Origin of the sequence: Oscillatoria nigro-viridis PCC 7112 (assembly GCF_000317475.1) — a bacterium.
Taxonomy (GTDB): Bacteria; Cyanobacteriota; Cyanobacteriia; order Cyanobacteriales; family Microcoleaceae; genus Microcoleus; species Microcoleus nigroviridis.
The window spans coordinates 1,313,082-1,337,730 of record NC_019729.1 but is presented as its reverse complement, the minus strand read 5'-3'; the positions used below and the strand labels follow the sequence as shown (position 1 = coordinate 1,337,730).

The following is a 24,649-nucleotide window of genomic DNA, read 5'->3' as shown; positions in this document are numbered from 1 at the left end:
TCGCCCATCCACCGCACAAAAAAAGTCCTGCACCAAAGGCAGGACTTAATCTAACTTAAATTTCTTAGTCTCTTAGAGAGGGACTTCGTTTGAAAAGAAGCGGTTTCAACCGCCGATCGAGGGGGATGGAACTTTGCCGTTAGACGAAGCGCAAAGAGGTGCTGTCAATAGCCAGGAAAGAAACTGATTGGACGATCGCAATCAATTCATCCGCGCCCGAAGTCTTCTTGAAAATAGCGGTACCAGCAGGCAATCCTTCGGGTGAAGCACCTAACTGATAAGTGCTAGGAGCACCTTGAAGTTGGAGGATATCTTCACTCGGGTTGAAACCGACAATCAAAGCGTAGTCGCCTGCGCCCGTGGCGGTATCGACACCATCGTTGTAATAGAACTTGGTGGCATCTCCCAGCAAGAAAGTATCGTTGCCTTCAGCGCCAATCAGCGTATCGATTTCGCCTCGCCCTGGATTAGCAGCAGTGCCGTCAACGCCAGTCAGAATGTCGTTGCCTTCTTTGCCGTAGAGGAAATCGTTGCCAGTACCGCCGAGCAAAGCATCGTTATCTTTACCGCCGTAGAGGTTGTCGTCTCCAGCTTCGCCGGCTAAAGTATTGTTGCCTAGATCGCCGCTGATGGCATCGTTACCGTCGCCGCCATACAAAACGTCCTCACCTTTTCCTCCTAACTCGATATCGTTACCGTCGCCTCCAATCACGGTGTCATTGCCGTCGTTGCCAAATAGGAGATCGTTGCCGTCGTCGCCAAATAAGGCATCGTCACCTTTGCCTCCGAAGAATGTGTTGTTTTCGCTATTGCCGATTAAGGTATCGTTGCCTTTGTTGCCGTAGACGGGAATGTTAGCGTCGATCGCCACGATCGCGTCATTGCTGTTGCTGCCGATATTCCCTGACGCTGAGCCTGTCGGTGCGGGTGCGTTGGTGACTGTGAGTGCGATCGGCAGTGCGATCGTCACAGGCGGTGCGGGAGTGAAAACGGGTGTTGGTGCTGTAGCCGGTGTGGGTGTCGTAACCGGTGTGGGTATCGGTGGGGTGGGTGCAATCGGTGGGGTGGGTGCAATCGGTGTCGGCGCTGTGGGTGTCGGCGCCGTGGGTGTTGGCGCGGTGGGTGTTGGGGCTGTGGGTGTTGGGGCTGTGGGTGTTGGCGCTGTGGGTGAGTCTGGTAAATTAGCTGTGAGAATCTCCGTACCAGCGAGATTGCCGACAGTTTCGATAAAGCCAACACCTTCAACAGTCGCCGATGCACCGAAGAAGTCGGAAATTACCACGTCATCGGTAGCCCTGACGATACCGTCTTTGTTGGTGTCAATCAGTAAACTCGTGCCTTGGCGGGCCAAGCCTGTATTTCCCGATGACAGCGACAGTGACAGGGTAGGGCTGGTACTGACATCGTTGCTAAAATCAACAAAGTCTAGGCGATCGATGCCACCTGTATCCTGAATTTGAAGCTGATTCTGGCTAAAATCCCGCAGGAGATAGCGATCGTTACCTGCACCGCCTCGCAGCACATTCCCACTGCCAAATCCGGCACTGAGCGTATCATCGCCAGCACCGCCATCCAAGGTGCTATTACCACTACCACTGAGATAGTCATTGCCCGCACCGCCATCCAAGGTGCTAGGCCCAGTCCCTAGCAGCGTGTCATCTCCATCGCCACCAGCGAGACTATCATTGCCACCACCTCCATTGAGAACATCATTGCCGATACCCCCATCCAGGATGTCATCGCCACTGTCGCCAATCAGGGAGTCATTTCCTCCACCCCCATTTACGTTGTCGTTTCCTGCACCGCCGAGCAAGGTGTCGTTGCCATCTAAGCCAACAAGGGTGTCATTGCCTTCTAAACCTGAGATGTTGTCATTACCGATAGTGCCTGTGAGGTTATCGTTGCCTGCTGTGCCGGTGCTTGCACTGCTTCCGGGTACAGCCGTAGCCTCAGTCAAATTAGCCGCGAGAATCTCCGTACCAGCGAGATTGCCGACAGTTTCGATAAAGCCAACACCTTCAACAGTCGCCGATGCACCGAAGAAGTCGGAAATTACCACGTCATCGGTAGCCCTGACGATACCGTCTTTGTTGGTGTCAATCAGTAAACTCGTGCCTTGGCGGGCCAAGCCTGTATTTCCCGATGACAGCGACAGTGACAGGGTAGGGCTGGTACTGACATCGTTGCTAAAATCAACAAAGTCTAGGCGATCGATGCCACCTGTATCCTGAATTTGAAGCTGATTCTGGCTAAAATCCCGCAGGAGATAGCGATCGTTACCTGCACCGCCTCGCAGCACATTCCCACTGCCAAATCCGGCACTGAGCGTATCATCGCCAGCACCGCCATCCAAGGTGCTATTACCACTACCACTGAGATAGTCATTGCCCGCACCGCCATCCAAGGTGCTAGGCCCAGTCCCTAGCAGCGTGTCATCTCCATCGCCACCAGCGAGACTATCATTGCCACCACCTCCATTGAGAACATCATTGCCGATACCCCCATCCAGGATGTCATCGCCACTGTCGCCAATCAGGGAGTCATTTCCTCCACCCCCATTTACGTTGTCGTTTCCTGCACCGCCGAGCAAGGTGTCGTTGCCATCTAAGCCAGCAATGGTGTCATTGCCCTCAAGCCCTGAGATGTTGTCATTCTCAGGCCCGCCGATGAGATTGTCATTTGTCAATGTACCCGTCAATACTGCCAATGTCTTTTTCCTGCTTACTGTAAACAGGCGAGGGCTAATTTTACTTAGCTACTACGCCCTAATTATCTATCAGTGCTTTTTCCCAATAATTATGCAAATTTTCCAAAAAACTTTTTTTAGGCAAAATTTGTTTCATTGGCGACAAAAGATGCTATATATAATACCATCTTCTGAAAAAAAATACAATATTTTTGTCAGCGTATATACGTAAGTATATATCAGTTGAATAGACTAATTAACCACAAGTAAGTTTTTTTAATCCTAAAGAAAGTAATAAATTTTATTAAATAGCGGAACCAATTCTCCCGTGCTCATTATTACAGGAATGCACCGATCTGGAACTTCTCTGACTGCGGCATTCTTACAGAAAATAGGTCTTGACTTGGGAAACAATCTCCTGAAAGGCAACTATTGGAATCCCCAAGGTTACTTTGAAGATAGTGATTTTGTAGAATTTCAGCGAACAATTCTGCAAACTTGCTCTCGGTGCGACGAAACAGGTTTTCCCGATTGGGGTTGGACGGAAAGCGAACAGCTAGATGCCCAAAAACTTAACATTAATATAGAGCCTGCGAAGCAATTAGTCAAATCTCGATCCAATCACTCAGAACTTTGGGGGTGGAAAGATCCGCGCACCAGTTTAATGTTAGATTTCTGGAATCAAATCATCCCTAATGCTCGCTATCTATTTGTCTACCGCTATCCTTGGGATGTCACTGATTCAATCTTGCGGTTGAACATCCCATTTTTCTCACAAAACCCCGAATATTGCTTAAAGATATGGAGATTTTATAATCGCCACATCTTAGAATTCTATAAACGGCATGACAATCAATGCCTGCTCGTAAATTTGAATACCTTGCTAACATCTCCCGGCAAAGTGTTAGAATTATTAAAATTTAAGCTCAATCTGCCTCTGCAATCTCCCTACAACCAAGAACCAGATATCAAAAATACTTTGATGTCAGTTTATAACCCTCAACTGCTGAGCAGCTTGCACCTCAACCATCCCCTAATTCAAGTTCTCAATCTCACATCGGGTGGATGTTTTGAAATCCTAAATCAGCTAGATTTAGTAGCCGACTTGCCGAGTCCATTTTCCAGCTTATCCTTGCCGCGAAATCGCGGAACCCTAGAGCGTTTATCCCTCCGACTGCATCAGGAAACTATCAAAGTTCAGCTTAACCCAGAGTCGCCTCAATTTCTCAGTTGGCTGTCCGGTTGTATCGATCGCTATCATAGCACATCCCATGAATCTGCCTTAACAGATTTACGTCAAGCGCGCCATAAACTAGCAGCATTTTGGCTGTCTGCACTACCAGATAAACTGCAAAGCAGCTATTCTGGCTATGCGGGAAAAGCCCAGAAAATGCTATTAGCCAGCGGCATGAGAGACGAACCTCTGACTGATGTCGAACAGCGGGAAGTTGAGGAATTATCTCAATATGTTGCTAAAGGATTTGAAGCCCCAGAAGCTATCCAATATTTGTTGGCAGCCATGCTGTATAGGCGGGCAGATCGGTTGCCGTTACACTATGGCAGAACTGCTGTTCCCCAGTGGTTTTTTAACGATTTGCTGGAGTTTATGCTATACTTCCCCAGTTATTTTCAAGAAGTGGGAGATGTCGAGAACTATTGCAGCTATATGCAGCAATTAGTAGATTTAGTTCACAGTCGCGTTTTCAGCAATCCTGACTCCGAAATTTGGCAAAATGTTGCTTTAATCTTTGCAGATACCGTTAACTTTGTCCCGCTATATTTTAGCACCAATAACTTGAAAAATGTCTATACCAAGCGCTCGGATATTCTAGAATTTATCCTAAAAGCTAGGGGACATCAGATTGACTTCAGCTTTGACAAACGCCCCGCTAACAGAGGCAAAATTCGCCTCGGCATTCTCAAAGCAAGTTTCGCGCCAATTTCTGAAACTTTTACCACTATCCCGGCTTTTGAGCATTTAGACAGAGAGAAATTTGAGATTATTTTATATGTCCTCAACGCGAGCGATCGCCCTTTGGATGTATACTGTCAAAGTCGGGCAGACAAACTGGTGAAGTTACCGCAGGAACTGCACAGTCAAGTCGAGATAATTCGCGCCGATGACCTGGATATTTTGTTTGTAGGGTCGATCGTCACCAATGCCGCTCAAAACATCATATTACTAGCTTTGCACCGCCTAGCGCGGTTACAGACCACCTATTTTGCATCTCCTGTAACTACAGGCATCCGCAATATGGATTACTACATTTCCGGCACTTTGACGGAACCTTTGCAAGAAGCGCAAGCACAATATCGCGAAAGGTTAGTAATGTTAGATGGGACAGGATTTTGCTTTAATTATAGCATTCAAAAAGCAGAAGCCAGTATTAAAATTGAGAGAAAAAGCTTGGGAATTTCCGACACAGCAGTTGTATTTATCTCCGGCGCCAATACATTCAAGATTATTCCCGAACTCAGGGAAACTTGGGCAAAGATTATCGCAGCCGTGCCTAATTCAGTCCTGGTTTTATATCCCTTCGGCAATACCTGGTCGGGTGATTACGTCAAACAGCCGTTTATCAATAAAATGTCGGCTATTTTTGATAAATATAGTATCGATCGCACTCGTTTAATTTTATTAAATACCCTGGCGAATCGCGAAGATGTGAAAGCATTGTTACAACTGGCTGATGTCTATCTAGACTCCTATCCCTACGCGGGTGCAAATTCGACGGTTGATCCGTTAGAAGTTGGATTGCCTACTGTGGTGAGAGAGGGCAATAATTTGCGTTCCCGACAAGGGGCGGCAATCCTGCGAGATATCCAGTTGTTTGATTTAATTGCTGACAGCGAAGAGTCTTATATTAACTTGAGTGTCGCACTCGGAATTAATGCCCAATTGCGAAAGCAAAAGCGCGATGAAATCCAATACAAAATGCAGCAGCAACCGAGGTTTCTGGATAGTCGCGCTTATGCGGCAGCTTTGGGTTCGGTATTTGAAAAAATGCTAATAGTGAATCGGCTTTAGAACTCAGCCCTTTTTTGAAAAAAACACATAAAGTCCGATTCCCTACCCTACCCTTTGGGGTCTTTTGAAAGTAATCCTATTAAAATAGGATCGAAATGTTTTTTTTTGAGGGTCAGACTTCATAGTCCGATCGCAGAATGTGGACGGGAGCATCTCATATTTGTAAAAACACTGATTCTGGCTCCTGACTTCTGACTTCTGACTCTTTTCTCCTGGCTTCTGACTCCTGATTCCTCACTCCTATTTCTAGCGGAGGGCTGCTTTCATTGAGATGCTCCCATGTGGACAATGTACTCCAGCTCAACTTTCAAGAGTACAATTAGTAGAATTTATGAGGGATTTAAACCATCACGATTGTCTCCCTTGATGCAGGATGGCTCTCAATAATAATAATAATAATAATAATAATAATAATAATAATAATAATAATAATTTGAAAATCGCTCAATCGCCCACGCTGACTGCGCCTCAGTATATCCGCAGGTAGATGGCTAATCCTTCCTTTCATGATTGTCGATCGTGTATAATAAAAATAAAAACCTACCATAATACTTACTTAAAAAATCAATTTGGTATAAAAAATGACTGATAAAAAGAAGTCCAAGAAATCTCAACCTAAAGCTAGTATCAAAGCCGATCGCAAGCAGCAAAACAATCAAAACGACTTATTTCCTGTAGTCGCAATAGGAGCCTCCGCAGGTGGATTGGAAGCCTTTATACAATTACTTAGCCATTTGTCGATCGATACGGGCATGGCGTTTGTAATAATTCAGCATATGTTGCCAAATCAGGGAAGTGTGTTGAGTGAGATTCTGGCTCGATCGACCCTGATGCCCGTGCATGAGGTGACAGATGGGATGCCAATAGCACCGAATCAGGTATACGTCATCCCCGCGAATTTCAGCATGACCATCGAGCGATCGGTGTTCAAGCTCAGGCCTCGCGGCAGAGGACTCGGGCTATTTATGTCCGTCGATACTTTTCTGTTTTCCCTCGCCGCAGAACGGGGGAACAAAGCCATCGCCGTCATTTTGTCCGGGGGCGACAGCGATGGTGCCCAAGGGTTAAAAGCGATTAAGGCCGCCGGCGGTATTACTTTTGCCCAATGTGAAGAATCGGCACAAGTCAGCAGTATGCCGAATACTGCGGTGGCTACGGGTCAGGTAGACTTTATCTTGACACCGGAAAAAATTGCCCAGAAAATATCAGAGATCGGCCGTCATCCCTACATTGCAGAGGGGCCTGCGACAGAATTGACAAGCAGCGAAAATGCGATCGAAAGTAAAGATGCGATCGCCACGATCTACAGTTTGCTGCGGGCGGCTACAGGAGTTGACTTTACTCACTACAAGCAAACAACCTTGAAGCGGCGGATACATCGGCGGATGTTGCTCTACAAGCTCGAACGCATCGAGGATTATGCCCAATATCTCCAAAACACCCCGACAGAAGTAACGGCGCTGTATCACGATGTCTTAATTCATGTCACCAGCTTTTTCCGCGACCCCGAAACCTTTGAGGCCTTAAGCAGCAATGTTTTTCCCGCAATCGTCCAAGATAAATCGCCGAAACAACCGATCCGCATTTGGATTGCCGGCTGTTCAACGGGTGAAGAAGCTTACTCGATCGCCATTTGCTTGCTAGAGTTTTTAGCAGCTCGATCTATTAATCTGCCGATTCAGATTTATGCCACAGACATCAGCGAAAGTGCGATCGCGATCGCCCGCAGTGGCTTTTATACCCAGCCCCAAGTCGCGGATATTTCACCCGAACGCCTGCATCGGTTCTTTGTCCAAGTCGAGGGCGGATACCACATCGCTAAGCCCGTGCGCGAACTCTGCGTCTTTGCCAGACAAAACCTGATCGGCGATCCGCCCTTTTCCCGGATGGATTTGATTAGAGACCTCCACAAAAAGAATGATCCAATAGCTATGTGGGTTTAGCGAAAATTTCTACAAACCATTTGTGAAGATTGGGGAGACGATGAATCTGGGTTTCAATTTCTGCCATAGCTAACTCCGAAAGTTTAACTCCTGTGGAGTAAATTGTTTCTACCAATGTCACCACTGGATTTTTATCCTTAAATGTGAGAGTTTTGGCGAAATTTACAACAGTCTCAACAGTGTCAAGTAAACTACCATTCCAATGCTTTTCTAACCAACCAAAACAACGTTCTATTGGGTTATATTTACTATGATAGGGCGGATAATAAGCTAATTGTAACGTCAGTTGAGATTGTTGGGAAAAATCTAAAATTCGTTTCATAAACTGAGTACGACGAGAATGATTTTCCGGTCCATTATCCTGATTGATGACCAATTTTTGAATGTGACTAAAACGGTGTTTAACAGTTTGCCACCAACTTTCAAGTAAGTCAACTATACAATCAGCCGTCAACTTAGAAGTAACGAAGAATAAAAATAGCTCATTGTACTCAGGCAGAAAAATACCATAGGGAATCACACTTGATTGAGTCGAAAAATCGTGGTCAACTGCAATAGTTGGCGTCCGATTTTTACCACCTCTATCAAATTCTCCAATCTTGACGGAAGCTTTGGCATCAATGGAAATTCGGAGAGTATTTGGGTTATTATCGGCTGCTGTATTGACTTGTTCAAGTTGTTCAAAAATGGCTGAGGTCTCGGGGATTTTTTTGACTGGTTTAGTTTTCAAAACTCGTTTTAAGGTATAACCCAAATCATTCAATCTTCTTCTAATTGTTTCGGCGCTCGGTAGTTCTTCATCACTATAACCAAATTGTTTAATTAATTGACGACGGACTTCATTGGCAGTCATGCGCGTATATAATCGTGTACTCTTAAAGCTAGGATCAGTTTGACTGTGTGGGTCTACTAACGATGTAATATCTTTCAATAAGTTGGGTAATTTTGTTTCAACCCGCTTTCGTCCACTGCGCTTGAAACCATCGACAATTGGCTCACCACTTTTCAATTCTTTCATCCCTTTACGGATGGTCCGTCTATTCCATCCTAACTCCCGTTCTACTAACGTTTGTCCACCTATTCCTAAATCTTTGACTACCGATGCCATGAATTGTCGTCTGTCTGTCCCCTTGAGTTTTTTAGCTGTTTCGATGTAAAGAGATTTGGCGTGTTCGGTCAGTTTCATGATAGATTTTAGAGACATAAGATAGGCTGCACACTGAAATTATATTTTGACTATTATAGGATCAATCATTCTGTGGCGTTCTCTTAGCTGTCGGAACGTGCTGATCTATCTGGGGCCGCTGTTGCAGAAAAAACTGCTGCCAATGTTGCACTATGGACTTCGGCCCGCAGGCTTTTTGCTCTTAGGCACTTCGGAAACGGTGGGAGACTTTTCAGAATTCTTTGCGCTATTCGACAAAAAGAACAAAATTTATACTAAAAAACTGCTGTCGCATTGGCTCAGCATGGATTTAAATGCTAGCAACTATTCTCTGACACCCCTCAACCCTCAACCGCAGCAGACAGAAAAGTTGGACGAAATCGAAATGGAGAAACAGGCCGATCGCATTGTTTTGAATCACTATGCCCCTGTCGGGGTCGTGATTAACACAGCCAGCGAGATTCTTCAATTTCGAGGACAGACTAATGCCTACCTAGAACTGCCTCCCGGTAAAGCGAGCTTTAGCCTGCTGAGAATGGCAAAAGAAGGATTGCGCGCGGAACTGCGAACTGCAATTCAAGAAGCATCAAAGCAGAAGCAGCCGGTCGCGCGGGCAGGCTTGCAAGTTAAAGAGGGCGAGATCGTCCGGCAGGTCAGAATTAATGTGGTTCCATTCCAAGCTGGCGCTGCGGCAAAAAACTATTTTTTAGTGTTGTTTCAAGAGGAGTCCCCGATATATGCAATGCCTGCTACTGATACTGACGACGGTAGAGTCAACTCCGATGCTTCACAGGGTGAAAGTCTGGAGATTGCAAGGCTGCTACAGGAACTGAAAACCACAAAAGAACATCTCGGAGCGATCGTCCAAGAACATCAAGCCGCCAATCAAGATTTGAGAGCCGCCAACGAAGAGATTTTGTCCAGCAACGAAGAGTTGCAAAGCATGAATGAGGAACTCGAAACGGCGAAAGAAGAGATTCAGGCAACCAATGAAGAACTCAACACGATTAATGACGAATTGCAGCGGCGCAATGTTGAATCGACTCAGGTAAGCAACGATTTAGAGAATCTGCTCGCCAGCATCAATATTCCGATCCTGATGCTGGGAGGCGACCTGCGAATCCGCCGGTTTACTCCCGCAATCGAACGCATCTTCAACATGATTTCTACTGATATCGGGCGGTCTTTGAGCGACATCACTCACAAGTTGATAGTGCCGGACTTAGAGCAACTGATTTTAGAGGTGATCCGCACGCTCAATTTGAAAGTTCAGGAGGTTCAAGATCGAGACGGTCGTTGGTACGATCTGCACATTCGACCCTATCGGACGATCGACAACAAGATTGATGGGGCTGTGGTGATGTTGGTGGACATCAACGAGCTCAAACTCAGCGCCCAGCAGTTGATGGAAGCGAAAAATTACGCCGAAACGATCGTGGAAACCGTGCGGGAACCATTGCTAGTGTTAGATCTCAACCTGCGGGCTATCACTGCCAACCGTTCTTTCTACGAGACGTTTCAAGTGATGCCGAGCCAAACTGAGCAGCGCTCATTGTTCGAGATGGGTAATGGACAGTGGAATATTCCCCAGTTGCGATCGCTCCTAACAGAAATTCTGGCAGGAAATCCCCAGTTTCAAGATTTTGAGGTCGAGCATGACTTTGAACACATCGGGCATAAAATAATGCTGCTCAATGGCCGCAAAATGCCTCCGATCGGCGATACACAGATGATTCTGTTGGCGATCGAGGATATCACCGAGCAAAAACAGTTCGAGATAGAACGCAGCCTTCGGATGCAAGAACAATCGGCTCGTGCGGCTGCTGAGGAGGCCAATCGCGTCAAAGATGAGTTTTTGTCCGTCCTCTCTCACGAACTGCGGACGCCGCTCAATGCGATGATTGGCTGGGCACAGTTGCTCCGCATGAAAAAATTTGACGAGGCTAAAACCGAGGAGGCGCTAAAAACGATCGAGCGCAGCGCCAAAGCACAAAACCAGCTCATCGATGACATCTTAGACGTTTCGCGGATTACCACAGGCCAATTTCGGCTCAATCCTTCTGAAATTGAGCTGAATCCTCTGCTTGAAAATGCGATCGGAGTGATTTGTTTCGCCGCAGAAGCCAAAAACATTCAACTTGAATCCAGGCTAAGTCCTTTAAAACCAAAGATTTTAGGCGATCCCAGCCGCTTGCAACAAGTGGTGTGGAATCTACTTTCAAACGCGATTAAATTCACCCCAGCCGGAGGAAGAATTGACATCACATTAGACTACATGGATGGAATGGCTCAAATCCAAGTTAGCGATACTGGTAAGGGCATTCACCCTGATTTTCTCCCCTACGTGTTCGATCGCTTCCGTCAGGCGGATAGTAGCTACTCTCGCAGAGACTCAGGATTGGGGCTCGGACTCTCGATCGTCCGTCATTTAGTAGAACTCCACGGCGGTACTGTTAGTGCAACAAGTGCGGGTGAAGGACAAGGGGCAACCTTTACCGTGAGGTTGCCGCTGCGAACAGATATCCCATGACTGTTGACTGTTGACTGTTGACTGTTGATTGTGAGTCAAAAAACTGAAAATTGCGCGAATTATTTGTTGGCAGCTTGATTCGACTTTACGCGCGACGATGAAGCGCGAATTTGATATCATTCCCGCGCAGCCGGAATTGATATTATTTCTAATCTTATCTCCCGATCGGATATCGTTTCCGGTTGTATCACAATCATAAAATCGAGTCAACAGTTAACACTCAACCATTAAGTTTTTCCACCCCTCCTTCTACAGTCAACAGTCAAAAATAATTGATATTATTTCTAATCTTATCTCCTCATCTGATATCGTTTCCGGTTGCATCACAATAATAAAATCGAGTCAACCGTCAACAGTCAACCGTCAACCGTCAACCGTCAACAATGATAAGGAGTGTAACCGGAATCTATATAACTATTTAGCAACCTTAACCCGATCGCCATCCTTCAAAAAACCAGCCCCAGTAACAACCACCCGATCGCCCGCCTTCAAACCCTTTTTAACCACCACCTTCGCAGCAGTCAAATCGCCCACAGCACCCCCGGAAATTTCCCCTACTTCCACCCGTTGAGCCTGCACCTTGTCCTCGCCCACAAGTTTATAAACAATAGAACTGCCGTCAGATTGGGGTAAAATAGCTTTAGCGGGGACTTTCAAACCTTGAGCCGTTGCCGTCGAAATGGATGCGCGCAAAAACATTCCCGATCGCAAAAACTCGCTTGCCGGCAAATCAATCTTCACCGTAGCTTGCCGATTTTGCGGGTCAACTAGCGGCAAAATATCTCGTACAGTTCCTGACAACTTAATCCGCTTGTCAGAATCCGAAGTAATTTGCACTGCTGTTCCCGGCCGCACTTGCGAAAGCTTAGTTTCCGGCACTTTCAATTGCAGTTCCAGCTTGTTTCCCCGAATAATCGAAAATAGTTTTTGACTGCCCGAAGAAACATCGCCAACTCGACCAATTCTTTCAGCCACAGTGCCGCTATCCGGCGCTCGAACAATTGTTTGTTCTAGTTGAGTTTGTAACTGTTTGACTTGTGCATCATTGCTGCGGACACTTGCTGCGTTATTTCCCACATTTGCTCTGGCACTGCTGACACTCGCTCCGGCCGTATTCACTTTAGCACGAGCGCTGCTGAGGGCCGCTCTAGCCGTACTGATATTAGCTTCAGCGGTAGCTACTTTAGCAAGAGAAGATCGCACTTCTTCCGCTGCTTTATTCTGTTCTTGCAAAGCTGTATTCAAGTCAGCTTTAGCTTTGTTCAAGTCTTGAACGGCCGTCTGCCGTTCCGTCTTGCGCCTTTCTAAATCTTGCTGACTAATTACTCCCTGAGCAGCCAAATCTTGGGTGCGATTTACTTCTCTTTGAGCTTGATCTAATTTAGCCTGAGCCGAGGCAATGCCGGCTTTAGCTTGAGTCACACCGGCTTTAGCTTGTTCCACACCGGCCCTTGCCTGCCCGACGCCTGTTTTGGCTTGCGCTGCGTCAGCGATGGCTTTTTCAACGCCCGCTTGGGCGTGATCGACGCCGGCTTGAGCTTCTTGTTGGGCTGACTGGGCTTGCTGTACCTGAGCTTGGGCTTGTTCTACCGTAGAATTGGCTGATTCTACTCCCGCAAGCGCTTCGGCAATTTGCGATCGTAGCACCGAATCGTCCAAAACCGCCATCGTCTGACCTTTTTCTACCGCATCCCCTTCATTTACCAACACCTGCTTGATTTGCAAACCGTTGGCCTGTGGCAGCACTGGCAGCAAGTCATAGGCTGCCACGGTGCCCGTCGCTTCCAGAGTTTCACCCACCTCGGCAGATTCTACAGCCGCCACTGTCACAGTCTGATCCGTCGCCTGCTGAGTTGCCGGTGGAATTGGAGGTGCGGGACGCGAACTCTGATTGCCCCCAGTCAAGTTGACTGCTAGCAGCGTTGCAGCCACGCCAATCCCTGCGCCTGCCAACAAGGCAGGCCACCTGATTTCTTTGCGGGGCCCAACTTCAGTTGCTTCTGGTTCCCAAACTTGTTCCCCCTCGATTTCTGGAACTTCCAGCGCAACTTCTCGTTCATCTTCCTCACCGGAGAATTGCCAGCGAGAGTTGTCTGAGACTTCACTTTCAGTTACATCCACTGCTGAGTTCCTGTCCCGCCCGCTCTCCACGGGGGGAAGGGGTTGCTTTTCTTCGGCTTCTGAAAAAACTTGATTGGTCACGGTAGTTCCTCTCGCCAGTATGAGCTTTTCGTTTTTTATATTGTAAAGAAAGATTACGATAAAATTTAGTTCATTTTAGCGGAGATCCTCTGGAGTAGCGCTTCCTCCTTTTGGGTGAGTGTCGCGCCGTTTCACCCTACAATGGCGCTTTGGATCAAATTCGATCGAAGTTTGTTCGATCGACATTTAATTTGATCTGCTTCTGGGGCATACTGAATATTAGCGTGATTTCCGATCGTGGGGTCGATCGGGCTGGCATTGTCTCTCCCCAAGTGGCTTCGCCGTCACCTATCTATACAATGCTCAGAAAAGTCAGTCTAATCTTGAACTAATTATAAATAAAACCCTGAAAACCCCGCGACTTTAGTCCGGGGATGAAAGGGGTAAGGAGCCTTTAGCCTCCCAGTCTATTTTCTGAGCTCTCAGGATGGCGCTGTCAAGTAAAACCATGTAAATCTTTGTGAACAACTAGAGGAATATTAAGCCGACTCTGGTAGCATAAGACTATCGTGATGAGGTCGAAGTCATGTTAGTTTTTGAGTTCAAAGCATCGGGTAAAAAGCAGCAATTTGACGCTGTAGACGAAGCAATTAGAACAGTGCAGTTCATCCGAAACAAAGCACTGCGGTTTTGGATGGAAAACGAAAAAGTTGATAAATACGCATTGAACAAGTATAGCGCTGTTTTAGCTAAGGAATTTCCGTTTTGCGATGACTTGAACAGCATGGCTCGACAATCGAGCTCAGAAAGAGCGTGGTCGGCAATCTCCCGATTCTACGACAACTGTAAAAAGAAAGTCCCAGGAAAAAAAGGATTCCCGCAATTCCAGAAACACAACCGCTCCGTCGAGTACAAGACTACGGGCTGGCGTCTGGCAGACGACCGGAAATCAATCACTTTTACCGACAAGCAAGGAATCGGAAAGCTCAAGTTAAAAGGAACGCGCGACTTACATTTCTCTCAGCGCAGTCAAATCAAACGAGTACGCTTGGTAAGGCGAGCAGACGGATATTATGTCCAGTTTTGCATTCAAGTTGACCGTTCTGAAAAGATTGAAATCACGGGTAACACCATCGGGTTAGATGTAGGACTTAAAGAGTTTTACACTGACTCAAATGGCATTGCAGTTGATAACCCGCGTTTCCTCCGCAAGGGAGAACGCAGGTTGAAGAAAGCCCAAAAACGAGTTTCAAAACGAGTCAAGGGTTCGCAAAACAGAAAAAAAGCTAGAGCGATTCTAGGGAAGCGCCACCTCAAAATAAGCAGACAGCGTAAAGATTTTGCCGTGAAGTTGGCAAGATGCGTCATCCAGTCTAACGACTGTGTAGTCTACGAAGATTTGAGGATTAAAAATATGGTGAAGAATCACTGTCTGGCAAAATCGATTAACGACGCATCTTGGTATATGTTCCGAATTTGGTTGGAATATTTTGGCAAAGTATTCGGAAGAATTACGATTGCCGTACCAGCTAACGGAACAAGTCAAGAATGCTCTAGTTGCGGAACAATTGTTAAGAAAAGTCTCTCAACGCGAACCCACGCTTGTCGGTGTGGATGCGTATTAGATCGTGACTGGAACGCAGCTAAAAATATCCTGAGTCGGGGATTGAGTACGGCGGGGCACGTCGGAACTTGGATCTTAGATCCGAACGCTTGTGGAGAATTGACCGCTACCGATGTTGAAGTAATTCTGCATCGGCAAGTCGATTCTGCGAATCAAGAATCTCCTCGGCTTTAGCCAGGAGAGTGTCAATCCTAATCTCTACTCTCATGTGTTTATTGTATAATACGGCACATATCCTAAAAAAGTTGTGCCACTTTATTTAAAAAAAATCAAAATGAATACTCTATTTTCTCCCCTCCAACAGTTTCTAATTACTTGGCTGCTAGTGCTAGTGACGGGATGGTTTACCCTGACTGCTGTCAGTTATGTTGGGGAACTGGTCAGCATTGTAGTAACAGCGGGACTCATTGCATTTTTATTAAATTATGCAGTAAAAAGACTGGAAGTATTTCTGCCGCGGGGAGTAGCTGCGGGGCTGGTTTATTTAACTGCGGGTGTGATAGTAGTAGTAATTGGTTTAACTATTGTGCCGCCGGTGTTGGGCCAAGCGAGCCAGTTGGGGGTGAGATTCCCGGAATTGCTGGAGTCGGGGCGGCAGCAGCTAGGTGAATTTCAAGCCTGGAGTGCCGAGCGCAATTTACCCTTTGACGTGCAAATATTGGAGCAGCAACTGTCAGCTAGAGTCCAGGGACAAGTCCAGGCGATCGCCGGTACGGGTTTAGGCTTAGTTGTAGGTACTGTTAACTGGTTTTTGGACTTAATTTTTATTGTGGTGATTTCCTTTTATATGCTCCTCGACGGGCAAAGAGTGTGGCAGGGTTTGACCAGCATTTTTTCCCCAGAAATTCGCTATGTTTTAACAGATACTTTGCAGCGAAACCTGCAGCGGTTTGTATCGGGACAGTTATTGCTGGGACTATTGATGGCTCTCTCGCTGACTCTGGCTTTTTGGTGGCTGCAAGTTCCGTTTTTTCTGTTGTTTGCGGTATTTATAGGATTGACGGAAATAATTCCGTTTATTGGAGCAACTTTGGGAATTGGCACTGTTAGTATAATTGTAGCCTTTATTGATTGGTGGCTGGCGCTGCAAGTGTTGGTAGTGGCGATCGGTCTCCAGCAAATCAAGGATAATTTAGTAGCTCCCCGCATCATGGGCAATCTCACCGGCTTGAGCCCGGTAATTATTTTCACAGCTTTGCTGTTAGGAGGTAGAGTGGGAGGATTGTTGGGAGTTATCCTGGCAATTCCGCTCACTGGGGTTGTAAAAAGTATAGTAGAAATTGTACTCAATCCCAAACTGCCGCCCCAAACAGGCTCGTTTTTCTACAATCCTTTTAGCGGCGAGGAATTGGGGAAAATACCAGAAGAGGAAAGTAGAATAGTCTTGGTAGCAGATGAACAAAAATAGTCTAATTTTTGTAGTACGTAATTCAGTTATGAAAACTTTTATCAGTCAGGAATTAACTTTTGGCTGCTGAGTCCATTAAGCAAAGACTAAAGTATCTACAAATAACTTTAATAACTTTAGTCTTTATTACTAACCCACTGAAAATCTCAAACCTAAAAACTTATGAAATGGTGGCAAAATCTTAGAAACAATCCTCTAGCTCAGTTGGGAGCAGTGCTACTGTTAATTTTTTATACAGTCGCACTTTTTGCCGAATTTGTCGCGCCTTACGACCCCTACGACTCTCAATTAAACGGTTCATTATTGCCGCCGACTCAGATTTATTTAACCACCCAAGACGGGCGATTTATCGGGCCCCACGTTTATCCGACTACCCAGGGCCCGGTGGATGCGAATACCGGCGCTCGCGAGCTAATTGTAAACTGGCAAAAACCCTCTGCTGTCGGTTTGTTTGTCAAAGCTTCCCCGTATAAATTTTTAGGAATTTTGCCATTAGACAGGCATCTTTTTGGCACTACCGGAGAAGGCAAAATTAACATTTTAGGCACGGACGAACAAGCGCGCGATCAATTCAGTCGCTTAGTACAGGGTAGCCGAATTAGCCTCAGCATCGGTTTAGTTGGCATAGCAATTTCTTTTCCCTTGGGATTGTTGATCGGAGGAATATCTGGTTATTTCGGCAGTTGGATTGATAGTATTTTAATGCGTTTCGCCGAAGTATTGATGACGATTCCCGGTATTTATTTATTAGTAGCGCTAGCAGCAGTATTGCCACCGGGATTGACAAGTGTTCAGCGATTTATATTGATTGTGCTGATTACTTCATTTATCAGTTGGGCGAGTTTAGCGCGGGTGATTCGGGGTCAGGTACTGTCAATTAAACAACGAGAATTCGTGCAAGCGGCGCGGGCAATGGGCGCCAATCCAATTTATATTATTGTCCGCCACGTTTTGCCGCAAACTGCTACTTATGTAATTATTTCTGCTACTTTGTCGGTTCCGGGTTTTATTGTGGCGGAGTCGGTTTTGAGTTTAATTGGCTTGGGAATTCAACAGCCAGATCCTTCTTGGGGAAATTTGCTATCCCTGTCTACTAATGCTTCAATTTTAGTGCTGCAGCCTTGGTTGGTTTGGCCTCCGGCGATACTGATTATTTTGACTGTTTTGGCGTTTAATTTATTGGGGGATGGGTTGCGGGATGCTCTCGATCCCAGAAGCATTCAAAGGTAATTGGACATGGGCAATTGGTAATTGGGAATCGGTAATTGGGAATTCAAATATTTGTAGGGGCGGATTCACCCAAATTTATATCATCAATTGCCAGAGCTAAAAAACCCGCCCCCACCCATCGCAGATACTCAAAAACTTGTTCCGCAATCAGGGTTAATTGGTTTGGTGTGGGCGGGTTTATTACTATTTTGGATGTGAACCAAAGATTGTTGGTGAACCCGCCCTTACGAGATTTGGCAATACAAGGATAGCTCACAAATAGCAAGATTAGTTAAGGATTAACCGGCAAGCGGATCGTAAAAGTAGAACCAACACCCTCCTGACTTTTTACGGAAATATTGCCGCCCATCATTAGGCAAAAACGCTGGCTAATTGCTAGTCCCAAACCGGTGCCGCCGTACTTGCGGGTGGTGGAAGCGTCTGCTTGGGTAAAGGGTTGGAAAATGTGCTGCAACTGGTCGGGAGTCATCCCAATTCCTGTATCTGTACAATTAATAACTAAAAATTCTTTACTACCCATTGAAGATTGAGAAATTGCCGCAGGTTCAGAAGTGTTTTCTTGTTTTGTTTCGCTGCTGTCGCCCGCAATTTTTTCTCGGCTGGCTGTGAGGGTAATTGTACCGTTTTGAGTGAATTTGGCGGCATTGCTCAGCAAATTTAATAAAATCTGCTGCACTTTGGTAATGTCCCCGTGCATAGTGCCGATATTCGTAATTTGATCCAAGTTTAGAGTGTTGCCGTTTTTCTCAATTAGCGGCGCGGCGGTAGATGCTACTTCTTCCATCAAGGCGGCGATGTCGAAGGTTTCTAAGTAAAGATCCATGCGGCCGGCTTCGATTTTAGAAATGTCGAGAATGTCGTTAATTAGCGATAGCAAGTGTCTGCCGGAAGTGCGAATTTTGTCTAAATCTGGGGTGAGTTCATCGTAGCCCAATTCTGCGGTTTCTTCTTGGAGCATTTCGCTGTAGCCGATGATGGCATTCAGAGGTGTTCGCAGTTCGTGGCTCATGTTTGCCAAAAATGCGCTTTTTGCGGTGGAAGCGGCTTCGGCTGCTTCTAGGGCGAGTTGCAAGGCGGATTCAAAGACTTTTCGATCGCTAATATCCTCGACGCTGCCTTCATAGTAGAGTACCTCGCCGTTGGCGTCGCACACTGCACGCGCGCTTTCGGAAATCCAAATTACGCTGCCGTCAACGCGGTAAACTTGTGACTCAAACCCCGAAACTTCTCCGAATTCTTCCATCACCCGCATAAACTTGTCGCCCTGCTGAGGATTGACGTAAGCTTGGTGTCTGATGTTGGTGAGATTTGATGTCAATTCTTCGGGAGTGGCGTAGCCGTAGATGCGGGCTAAAGCTGGATTTACGCTCAAGAAGTGGCCTTCGGGCGTTCTTTGAAAAATGCCTTCGACGGCATTTTCAAAGATGCTGCGGTATTTTTGTTCTGCTTGACGCAGAGCGATTTGTGTACGATCGCGCTCGCTGGCTTCGATCGCCAATGATATTAAATCTGCCAGGGAAGCAGCAAAATTTTGTTCTTCTAATGTCCAGTTGCGAGTAGTTCCCACTTGTTCGATACAGATGACTCCGACTGTTTGTCCTCCCAGCCGCACCGGCGCATCTAAGGTAGATTTGATGCCGATTACTGTAAAGTAAGATGCCACAAATTCTCTGGTTCTAATATCTGAAAGAGCGTCGTCTGCTGCGATCGTCCGGTGTTCTTCCAAAGCTTTAAAATAAGCTGGATAGTCTGCTGCGGCCACTTCTGCGCCTTCTTCATGCTGTTCGCTGCTGCGGTGAAATTGGTCGAGACATTGCAGTTTCGATCGGCTTTCATCGTACAACCAAGCTCCGGATCGTTCTGCATCTAGGGTATGAGCGGCCGCTTCGGTGATTTGCCTCAAAGCTACTTGCAAATCGCCTCGATACAGCGCTTTATTTCTTGCCAATTCTACCAAAACGGTATTTTGTTTGAGCAATTGTTTTTGCCTTTGGCGTCGCGCCGATTCGGCTCGCTTCTGTTCGGTAATATCGCGGGCCACCCAAATTACCGATGCTTCTGAAAGCGGCGAAACACTGGCGGCAAAACAAACTTGGCGGTCGTCAATGGTTAAATCGTACTCGATGCTGACAGTTTGCCGAGTATCTAAAGCTGCTCGAATGTGGTTGATAAAATTGTCTGCTGTAGCTTGGGGAAACAGGTCTGCTACAGTTTTGCCCAGTAATTCCTCGGCTGGTTTGTAGAGCAGGGATATATTTGTGGGCGCGATTTTTAAATAGCGGCCGTTGGCATCCACAACTATAATTAATTCGTTCATTGCTGCAAACAAAGCCCGCAATTCTGCTTCGGCGGCTTCGAGTTCTGCCGTTCGCTCTGCTACTCGCTGTTCTAAACTAGAGTTGGTTTGTTCTAGGGCAACAAAAGACGATCGCAATTGTCTGGCCATTTGGTTGAAAGACTGAGCTAGGAGACCGAGTTCGTTGACGCCTTGAACTTCGACTTCCCTGTCTAATTCCGAGGATGTGAAGTCGGATGATTCCGACATTTTTGTTAAAGCTTTGGAAGCTTCCAGCAATCGGGTAATCGGTTTGACAACCCAGCGAGAGGTAAAAATTCCGAGGACGATCGCCAGTACGAAGGCAAAAAAGCACAATAAGATAGTTGTGCGAGTGTTGGCGTTAATTTGCTCCATAAAGTCTGCTTCCGGGATTGCGACTACAATCAGCCAATCGAGACCGCGGCCGTCTTGCAGGGGAGCAACGGTAATAAATTGACGTTTGCCGTCTATATCGAAGGTAAACTGTCCTTGGCTGTCAATTTTTTCAAAACTACCAAATCGTTGTTGCAAGTATGTGGAAGACGATCGAATTAGCAAATTTTTGCTCTGTGTCGCCAACAGCCGTTTTTGTCCGTCTTTGTCCTTGACAAAGGGCAATTCGTCTGTGGAACTGCCGACTATTTTCCCGCTGCGTTCGATCGCAAAAACTTGTCCCGACGGGCTAATTTTGATGCTTTTGAGAAAATCGCTGATTTGAGAAAGAGTCAGGTCAATTGCCAGTACCCCCTGCAGGCTGCCCGTTTGGCTGTAGATGGGCATCACCGGCGTAATGCCGAGCACTGGCGATGCTGCGAAGACGTAGATGGGAGACCAGGTGGCTTTTCCTGACTGTTTGGCAGCTTGGTACCACGGTCTAGTACGGGGGTCATAGGGGACGGTTTGGATTAGCTTAGTGCGATTTCCTTGGCTATCTAGGCGATAAATTTGGCGGTTTGGAGCGGTTGATTCGTCTCTGATGTATACTAAGTCTTCTGCTTCTCGCTTGAGTAAGAGGAATCTGCCCTGTTCGTCGCCGTAGTAGATGGTTGTAGTTCGATCGCTCAGCTTGGTCTGGTTCCACAAATAGCGCTCTAAATTGGGGAAGTCTTCCGGGTCTAAGTTGCCAGAGGCGATCGCAGCAGTATTCATTTGTAGGAATAAATGAGACATATCCCCAAAACTGCGGAAATTTTCTTTCGTCCTGGCTGCAACTTCCAAGCTTAACCTGGTAGCAAGGTCATTGACGGCTTTCTGGCCGTTGCGAAACGACAGCCATCCAGTCACGCCGACTGCTACGGAAATTTGCACCACCAGCGGTATCAACAAGACTAGGCTTAGTGACATCTTGGGCGAGCTTTTCATCACACAACTGCTCAGACTTTTCAATAACATCAATATTGTGACACCTACCAGGTTTGCGTATCGTTTGTCGTTTAAAATATGCCCTAGATATAAGTTACAAAGTTGTACAGCAAGAGTGAAGTGCGGTGGCCGGCCGCTCAAAACTTGGCTGAGGTTTCCACCGCTGCTGTAAAAAGTTGTAATATTAATGATGCCACTACTTGCCTGAATGTGGCGATCGCTCTGCAGACTCCCGATAAAAAAGCCACAGCCCGTAAAAAAAAAGCAACTTTAGGCCCGTGCTCCACACCCCGATCGTCATCAGTCATTGCCAATTATTCAATTTTTTCATCTAAACTTTTAAATCTCAAATCAGCTCACTTTCTCCGGGTGGGCATTGTCTTCCTTACCCCTGCTTAATAAAAATCAGATTGAAAATTTTTCTACAGTGTCAGGACAAATGTAAATTATTTGACAATCGGGTGTAAAAAAATTTGCTATTAATAAGATAAGCGGCCAAAATCCCGTAGCGTAGCGGGGCGTAAGCCATCGACTACAAAGAGGATAATTGAAGGATCTGCATTTCATCAACGCCAGCAAAGTAAAGCGTTTTTGGCTTGTTTGGAAGAGCGGCATTTGGCAAAATAATACTTCTGGAGGATGACATGAACTATACATTTGAAATCCTGGGCGTATCTCCAACTTTAACATTTTTTAACCAGCAGCAGGAATTGCTGCAACAACAGCAGCCTTCCGGTGTAGAATACTTGGCAAACCGAAAGTGCACCCTTGATGCGTTTGTGGCATCCGTAGAGACAGTTTCTCCTAACCGCGGCTGGGATGTCGATCGAGTTGTAGACACCGTGATTAGTTTCTGGATGAACAACTCCGATAGCATCCAGTATTGGAGATACAGGCTGCAGGATGCCGGCAGCGAAAACTTGTTAGTAGCCAGAGTAGGCGATATCAAGTCTTTGCAAGCTGCATTTGAATCGCTGCTAGGGGAATAAGAAAATCGCCAATTGCGAAAAAGTCGATCGACTTTTTCGCAAAAATCAACTCAACTGTCTATTCGCAATTCCCAATTCCCCTGATTCGCGACACGGAAGTCGCAGATATAAAATATCTGTTTCTTCCAGCTTCTACCTTCCATCTGCCTGATGCCTTCAACATCTGGCTAATGACTAATGACTTCGCAATTGGCAATTCCCAAATATTATGTCTCGTTCCAAAGCCCTGCAATCTTATATTTTTGTCCGCTTGCTTCTGGCACCCCTAATGTTGTGGACAATCACCACAGCAGTATTTTTATTGTTGCGGGCCACTCCGGGCGACCCCATAGATGCCATTCTCGGCTCCCGAGCTCCCGCAGCAGCCAAAGAAGCAATGCGAACTCAACTCGGCCTCGACGCACCCCTGTGGGAGCAATATTTCCAATACATGAAAGACTTGTTGAGCTTCAACTTGGGAACCTCAATCACTACTCGCGGACAAACCGTGTGGCAAATTATCGGAGACTATTTCCCCGCTACAGTGGAATTAGCAGTTTGTAGCATGGCCGTAGCTTTAATTGTCGGCATCAGTATCGGTTCCCTGGCAGCATCCCGCCCCAACACTATTTTTGATGCTGCAGGCCGTTTGTTTGGCATTATCACTTACTCGCTGCCCGCTTTTTGGGCTGGCATGGTTTTGCAGTTGATTTTCGCAGTGCAGTTGGGATGGTTTCCCTTGGGAACTCGCTTTCCTGTCACATTCCCCGCCCCCGAAGGCTACACAGGACTATACACTATTGACAGTCTCCTGAGCGCTAACCCCGGTCAGTTTCTCACATCTTTGCATTATTTGGCACTTCCGAGTTTGACGTTGGGGATTCTTTTGAGCGGCATTTTCGAGCGCATTGTCAGGGTGAATCTCAAGCAAACTTTGCAAGCAGATTATGTCGAAGCAGCTAGAGCTAGAGGCATTCCCGAATTCCAGATTTTATGGGCTCACGCTCTGAAAAATGCACTAATTCCGGTGATTACTGTCTTAGGATTGACTTTTGCTGCACTGTTGGGCGGTGCTATTTTAACAGAGGTTACTTTTTCTTGGCCGGGGTTGGCAAATCGTCTTTACGAAGCGATTAGCTTGCGGGATTATCCAACTGTTCAAGGTATTGTGGTGTTTTTTGCAGCAATTGTTGTAATTGCCAGCATTGTAATTGATATTTTGAATGCTTACGTTGACCCGCGAATTCGGTACTAAAAATATCAAGGAAGAAGGGCAACGGATGGGCGACAGTGGCACTATTGGCTTTTTCTACCTATGCTTTCTGCGTTCGCGAGATGTTGCAGCCAGCGGTGGCCCTGTAGAAGCAGTTGTCAAAAAGATCGATCGGCTTTTAGAGTGACGACACTTGGCAATTTATGGGCAATACTGGAGAAAATAAAATTATACATTTGAGGAAACGCTGATGAGATTATTGCGAACAATCGCCGCTCTATCGGCGGCCTTGACCCCACTGATGGCTGAAGCTGCCTTTAGCCGTCCCATGCCGGGAACAGCCGATTTTCCCAGAGCCTCAAACCCCGAAGTAAACGTGCCGGTTTGCTTCATCGAAACTCCAGGCGGCACAACTTTTGATTTAGTCAGTTTGTGCGGCACCAACGCTGCTCCCCAAAACACTAATCCGGTTGCCGGCAACCCCGCCAATGCTCCTGCAAATAACCCCAATGGGAGCACTCCGGCTGCTGCCCCGAACCCTAACACCGTCACCAGAGATGCTGTCGGCACCCCGATAACTACTCCTGCAGGCACGGCAAATCGCAACAATCCCAACAATGCCAATCCGGGAACTTCGCCCGCAGGTACTCCCAATGCCAATCCGGGAACTTCGCCCGCAGGTACTCCCAATGCCAATCCGGGAACTTCGCCGAGTACCAATCCCAATAATCTCAATCCCGGAAGTTCGCCGAGTACCAATCCCAATAATCCCAATCCGGGAACTTCGCCGAGTACCAATCCCAATAATCTCAATCCGGGAAGTTCACCGAGTACCAATCCCAATAATAGTGCGTCTCCCACGGGTGGAACTGCTGGCGACAGCAACAGCGATTTAGTTCCCAATCCCAATCTCAATCTTCCGAGAGTGCCGCCGAGTTCTTTTGGCCCTGGAGGTGTGGCGCCGACTCGAGATGCGATTGATGGCCCCCGCCAGTAATCGGCGAAGTGTCAGAACTTTCATCACAGAAACCGG

15 protein-coding genes are annotated in these 24,649 nt (G+C 46.7%); 10 read left to right on the top strand and 5 right to left on the bottom strand.

What is annotated here, in order from left to right:
• Positions 1 to 139: 139 nt before the first annotated feature.
• Positions 140 to 2,707: a calcium-binding protein gene (locus tag OSC7112_RS05775; protein WP_015175026.1), complete on the bottom strand. Its 2,568-nt coding sequence runs from the start codon at positions 2,705 to 2,707 to the stop codon at positions 140 to 142.
• Between the two features lie 307 nt (positions 2,708 to 3,014).
• On the opposite strand from OSC7112_RS05775, the gene OSC7112_RS05770 reads away from it, so the two are divergent.
• Both OSC7112_RS05770 and OSC7112_RS05765 read left to right on the top strand, forming a co-directional pair.
• Positions 3,015 to 5,714, top strand: a complete 2,700-nt coding sequence (locus OSC7112_RS05770; RefSeq protein WP_015175025.1) for an O-linked N-acetylglucosamine transferase family protein — start codon at positions 3,015 to 3,017, stop codon at positions 5,712 to 5,714.
• Positions 5,715 to 6,295: 581 nt separating this feature from the next.
• On the top strand, positions 6,296 to 7,657 hold the full coding sequence (locus OSC7112_RS05765) for a chemotaxis protein CheB (protein WP_015175023.1): 1,362 nt from the start codon (positions 6,296 to 6,298) through the stop codon (positions 7,655 to 7,657).
• Here OSC7112_RS05765 and OSC7112_RS05760 read toward each other — a convergent pair.
• Positions 7,644 to 8,843 carry an ISAzo13 family transposase gene (locus OSC7112_RS05760; RefSeq protein ID WP_083888119.1) on the bottom strand — a complete coding sequence of 400 codons (1,200 nt, stop codon included), beginning with the start codon at positions 8,841 to 8,843 and terminating at the stop codon, positions 7,644 to 7,646. The two genes, OSC7112_RS05765 and OSC7112_RS05760, sit on opposite strands and share 14 nt — an antisense overlap.
• A 46-nt stretch (positions 8,844 to 8,889) precedes the next feature.
• On the opposite strand from OSC7112_RS05760, the gene OSC7112_RS05755 reads away from it, so the two are divergent.
• A complete protein-coding gene (locus tag OSC7112_RS05755) occupies positions 8,890 to 11,352 on the top strand; it encodes a PAS domain-containing protein (RefSeq protein WP_223300768.1) in 2,463 nt (820 codons plus the stop codon).
• Between the two features lie 414 nt (positions 11,353 to 11,766).
• On the opposite strand, the gene OSC7112_RS05750 is transcribed toward OSC7112_RS05755, so the two are convergent.
• On the bottom strand, positions 11,767 to 13,554 hold the full coding sequence (locus OSC7112_RS05750; RefSeq protein WP_015175020.1) for an efflux RND transporter periplasmic adaptor subunit: 1,788 nt from the start codon (positions 13,552 to 13,554) through the stop codon (positions 11,767 to 11,769).
• Positions 13,555 to 14,080: 526 nt separating this feature from the next.
• Between OSC7112_RS05750 and OSC7112_RS05745 the strand changes: the two genes are divergently transcribed.
• The 3 genes from OSC7112_RS05745 (at position 14,081) to OSC7112_RS05735 (ending at position 17,756) form a co-directional block, all read left to right on the top strand.
• Positions 14,081 to 15,292, top strand: coding sequence for an RNA-guided endonuclease InsQ/TnpB family protein (locus tag OSC7112_RS05745; RefSeq protein ID WP_015175019.1), 1,212 nt, complete (start codon positions 14,081 to 14,083; stop codon positions 15,290 to 15,292).
• Between the two features lie 100 nt (positions 15,293 to 15,392).
• Entirely contained in the window at positions 15,393 to 16,526 is a 1,134-nt protein-coding gene (locus OSC7112_RS05740) for an AI-2E family transporter (RefSeq protein ID WP_015175018.1), read from the top strand.
• Between the two features lie 162 nt (positions 16,527 to 16,688).
• Entirely contained in the window at positions 16,689 to 17,756 is a 1,068-nt protein-coding gene (locus tag OSC7112_RS05735) for an ABC transporter permease (RefSeq protein WP_015175017.1), read from the top strand.
• 271 nt (positions 17,757 to 18,027) lie between these two features.
• Here OSC7112_RS05735 and OSC7112_RS05725 read toward each other — a convergent pair whose 3' ends face one another.
• Both OSC7112_RS05725 and OSC7112_RS39390 read right to left on the bottom strand, forming a co-directional pair.
• Positions 18,028 to 21,417, bottom strand: a complete 3,390-nt coding sequence (locus OSC7112_RS05725) for a PAS domain S-box protein (protein WP_223300767.1) — start codon at positions 21,415 to 21,417, stop codon at positions 18,028 to 18,030.
• 155 nt (positions 21,418 to 21,572) lie between these two features.
• The gene (locus tag OSC7112_RS39390) at positions 21,573 to 21,743 is read right to left on the bottom strand and encodes a hypothetical protein (protein ID WP_015175015.1); all 171 of its coding nucleotides are present in this window, start codon (positions 21,741 to 21,743) and stop codon (positions 21,573 to 21,575) included.
• Between the two features lie 336 nt (positions 21,744 to 22,079).
• Here OSC7112_RS39390 and OSC7112_RS05720 point away from each other — a divergent pair, with 336 nt between their 5' ends.
• The 4 genes from OSC7112_RS05720 (at position 22,080) to OSC7112_RS05710 (ending at position 24,613) form a co-directional block, all read left to right on the top strand.
• Positions 22,080 to 22,424, top strand: coding sequence for a hypothetical protein (locus tag OSC7112_RS05720; protein ID WP_015175014.1), 345 nt, complete (start codon positions 22,080 to 22,082; stop codon positions 22,422 to 22,424).
• A gap of 208 nt (positions 22,425 to 22,632) precedes the next feature.
• Positions 22,633 to 23,658: an ABC transporter permease gene (locus OSC7112_RS05715; RefSeq protein WP_015175013.1), complete on the top strand. Its 1,026-nt coding sequence runs from the start codon at positions 22,633 to 22,635 to the stop codon at positions 23,656 to 23,658.
• Positions 23,627 to 23,803: a hypothetical protein gene (locus tag OSC7112_RS39385; RefSeq protein WP_015175012.1), complete on the top strand. Its 177-nt coding sequence runs from the start codon at positions 23,627 to 23,629 to the stop codon at positions 23,801 to 23,803. Before OSC7112_RS05715 ends, OSC7112_RS39385 begins: the two co-directional genes overlap by 32 nt.
• 63 nt (positions 23,804 to 23,866) lie before the next feature.
• A complete protein-coding gene (locus OSC7112_RS05710; protein ID WP_015175011.1) occupies positions 23,867 to 24,613 on the top strand; it encodes a hypothetical protein in 747 nt (248 codons plus the stop codon).
• Positions 24,614 to 24,649 lie beyond the last annotated feature (36 nt).

What these genes read in the sequence shown, in the direction of transcription:
- OSC7112_RS05765 (WP_015175023.1), top strand. Translation starts at nt 6,296, where the DNA reads ATGACTGATAAAAAGAAGTCCAAGAAATCTCAACCTAAAGCTAGTATC.
- OSC7112_RS05760 (WP_083888119.1), bottom strand. Translation starts at nt 8,843, where the DNA reads ATGAAACTGACCGAACACGCCAAATCTCTTTACATCGAAACAGCTAAA.
- OSC7112_RS05745 (WP_015175019.1), top strand. Translation starts at nt 14,081, where the DNA reads ATGTTAGTTTTTGAGTTCAAAGCATCGGGTAAAAAGCAGCAATTTGAC.
- OSC7112_RS05740 (WP_015175018.1), top strand. Translation starts at nt 15,393, where the DNA reads ATGAATACTCTATTTTCTCCCCTCCAACAGTTTCTAATTACTTGGCTG.
- OSC7112_RS05735 (WP_015175017.1), top strand. Translation starts at nt 16,689, where the DNA reads ATGAAATGGTGGCAAAATCTTAGAAACAATCCTCTAGCTCAGTTGGGA.
- OSC7112_RS05725 (WP_223300767.1), bottom strand. Translation starts at nt 21,417, where the DNA reads ATGTCACTAAGCCTAGTCTTGTTGATACCGCTGGTGGTGCAAATTTCC.
- OSC7112_RS39390 (WP_015175015.1), bottom strand. Translation starts at nt 21,743, where the DNA reads ATGACTGATGACGATCGGGGTGTGGAGCACGGGCCTAAAGTTGCTTTT.
- OSC7112_RS05720 (WP_015175014.1), top strand. Translation starts at nt 22,080, where the DNA reads ATGAACTATACATTTGAAATCCTGGGCGTATCTCCAACTTTAACATTT.
- OSC7112_RS05715 (WP_015175013.1), top strand. Translation starts at nt 22,633, where the DNA reads ATGTCTCGTTCCAAAGCCCTGCAATCTTATATTTTTGTCCGCTTGCTT.
- OSC7112_RS39385 (WP_015175012.1), top strand. Translation starts at nt 23,627, where the DNA reads ATGCTTACGTTGACCCGCGAATTCGGTACTAAAAATATCAAGGAAGAA.
- OSC7112_RS05710 (WP_015175011.1), top strand. Translation starts at nt 23,867, where the DNA reads ATGAGATTATTGCGAACAATCGCCGCTCTATCGGCGGCCTTGACCCCA.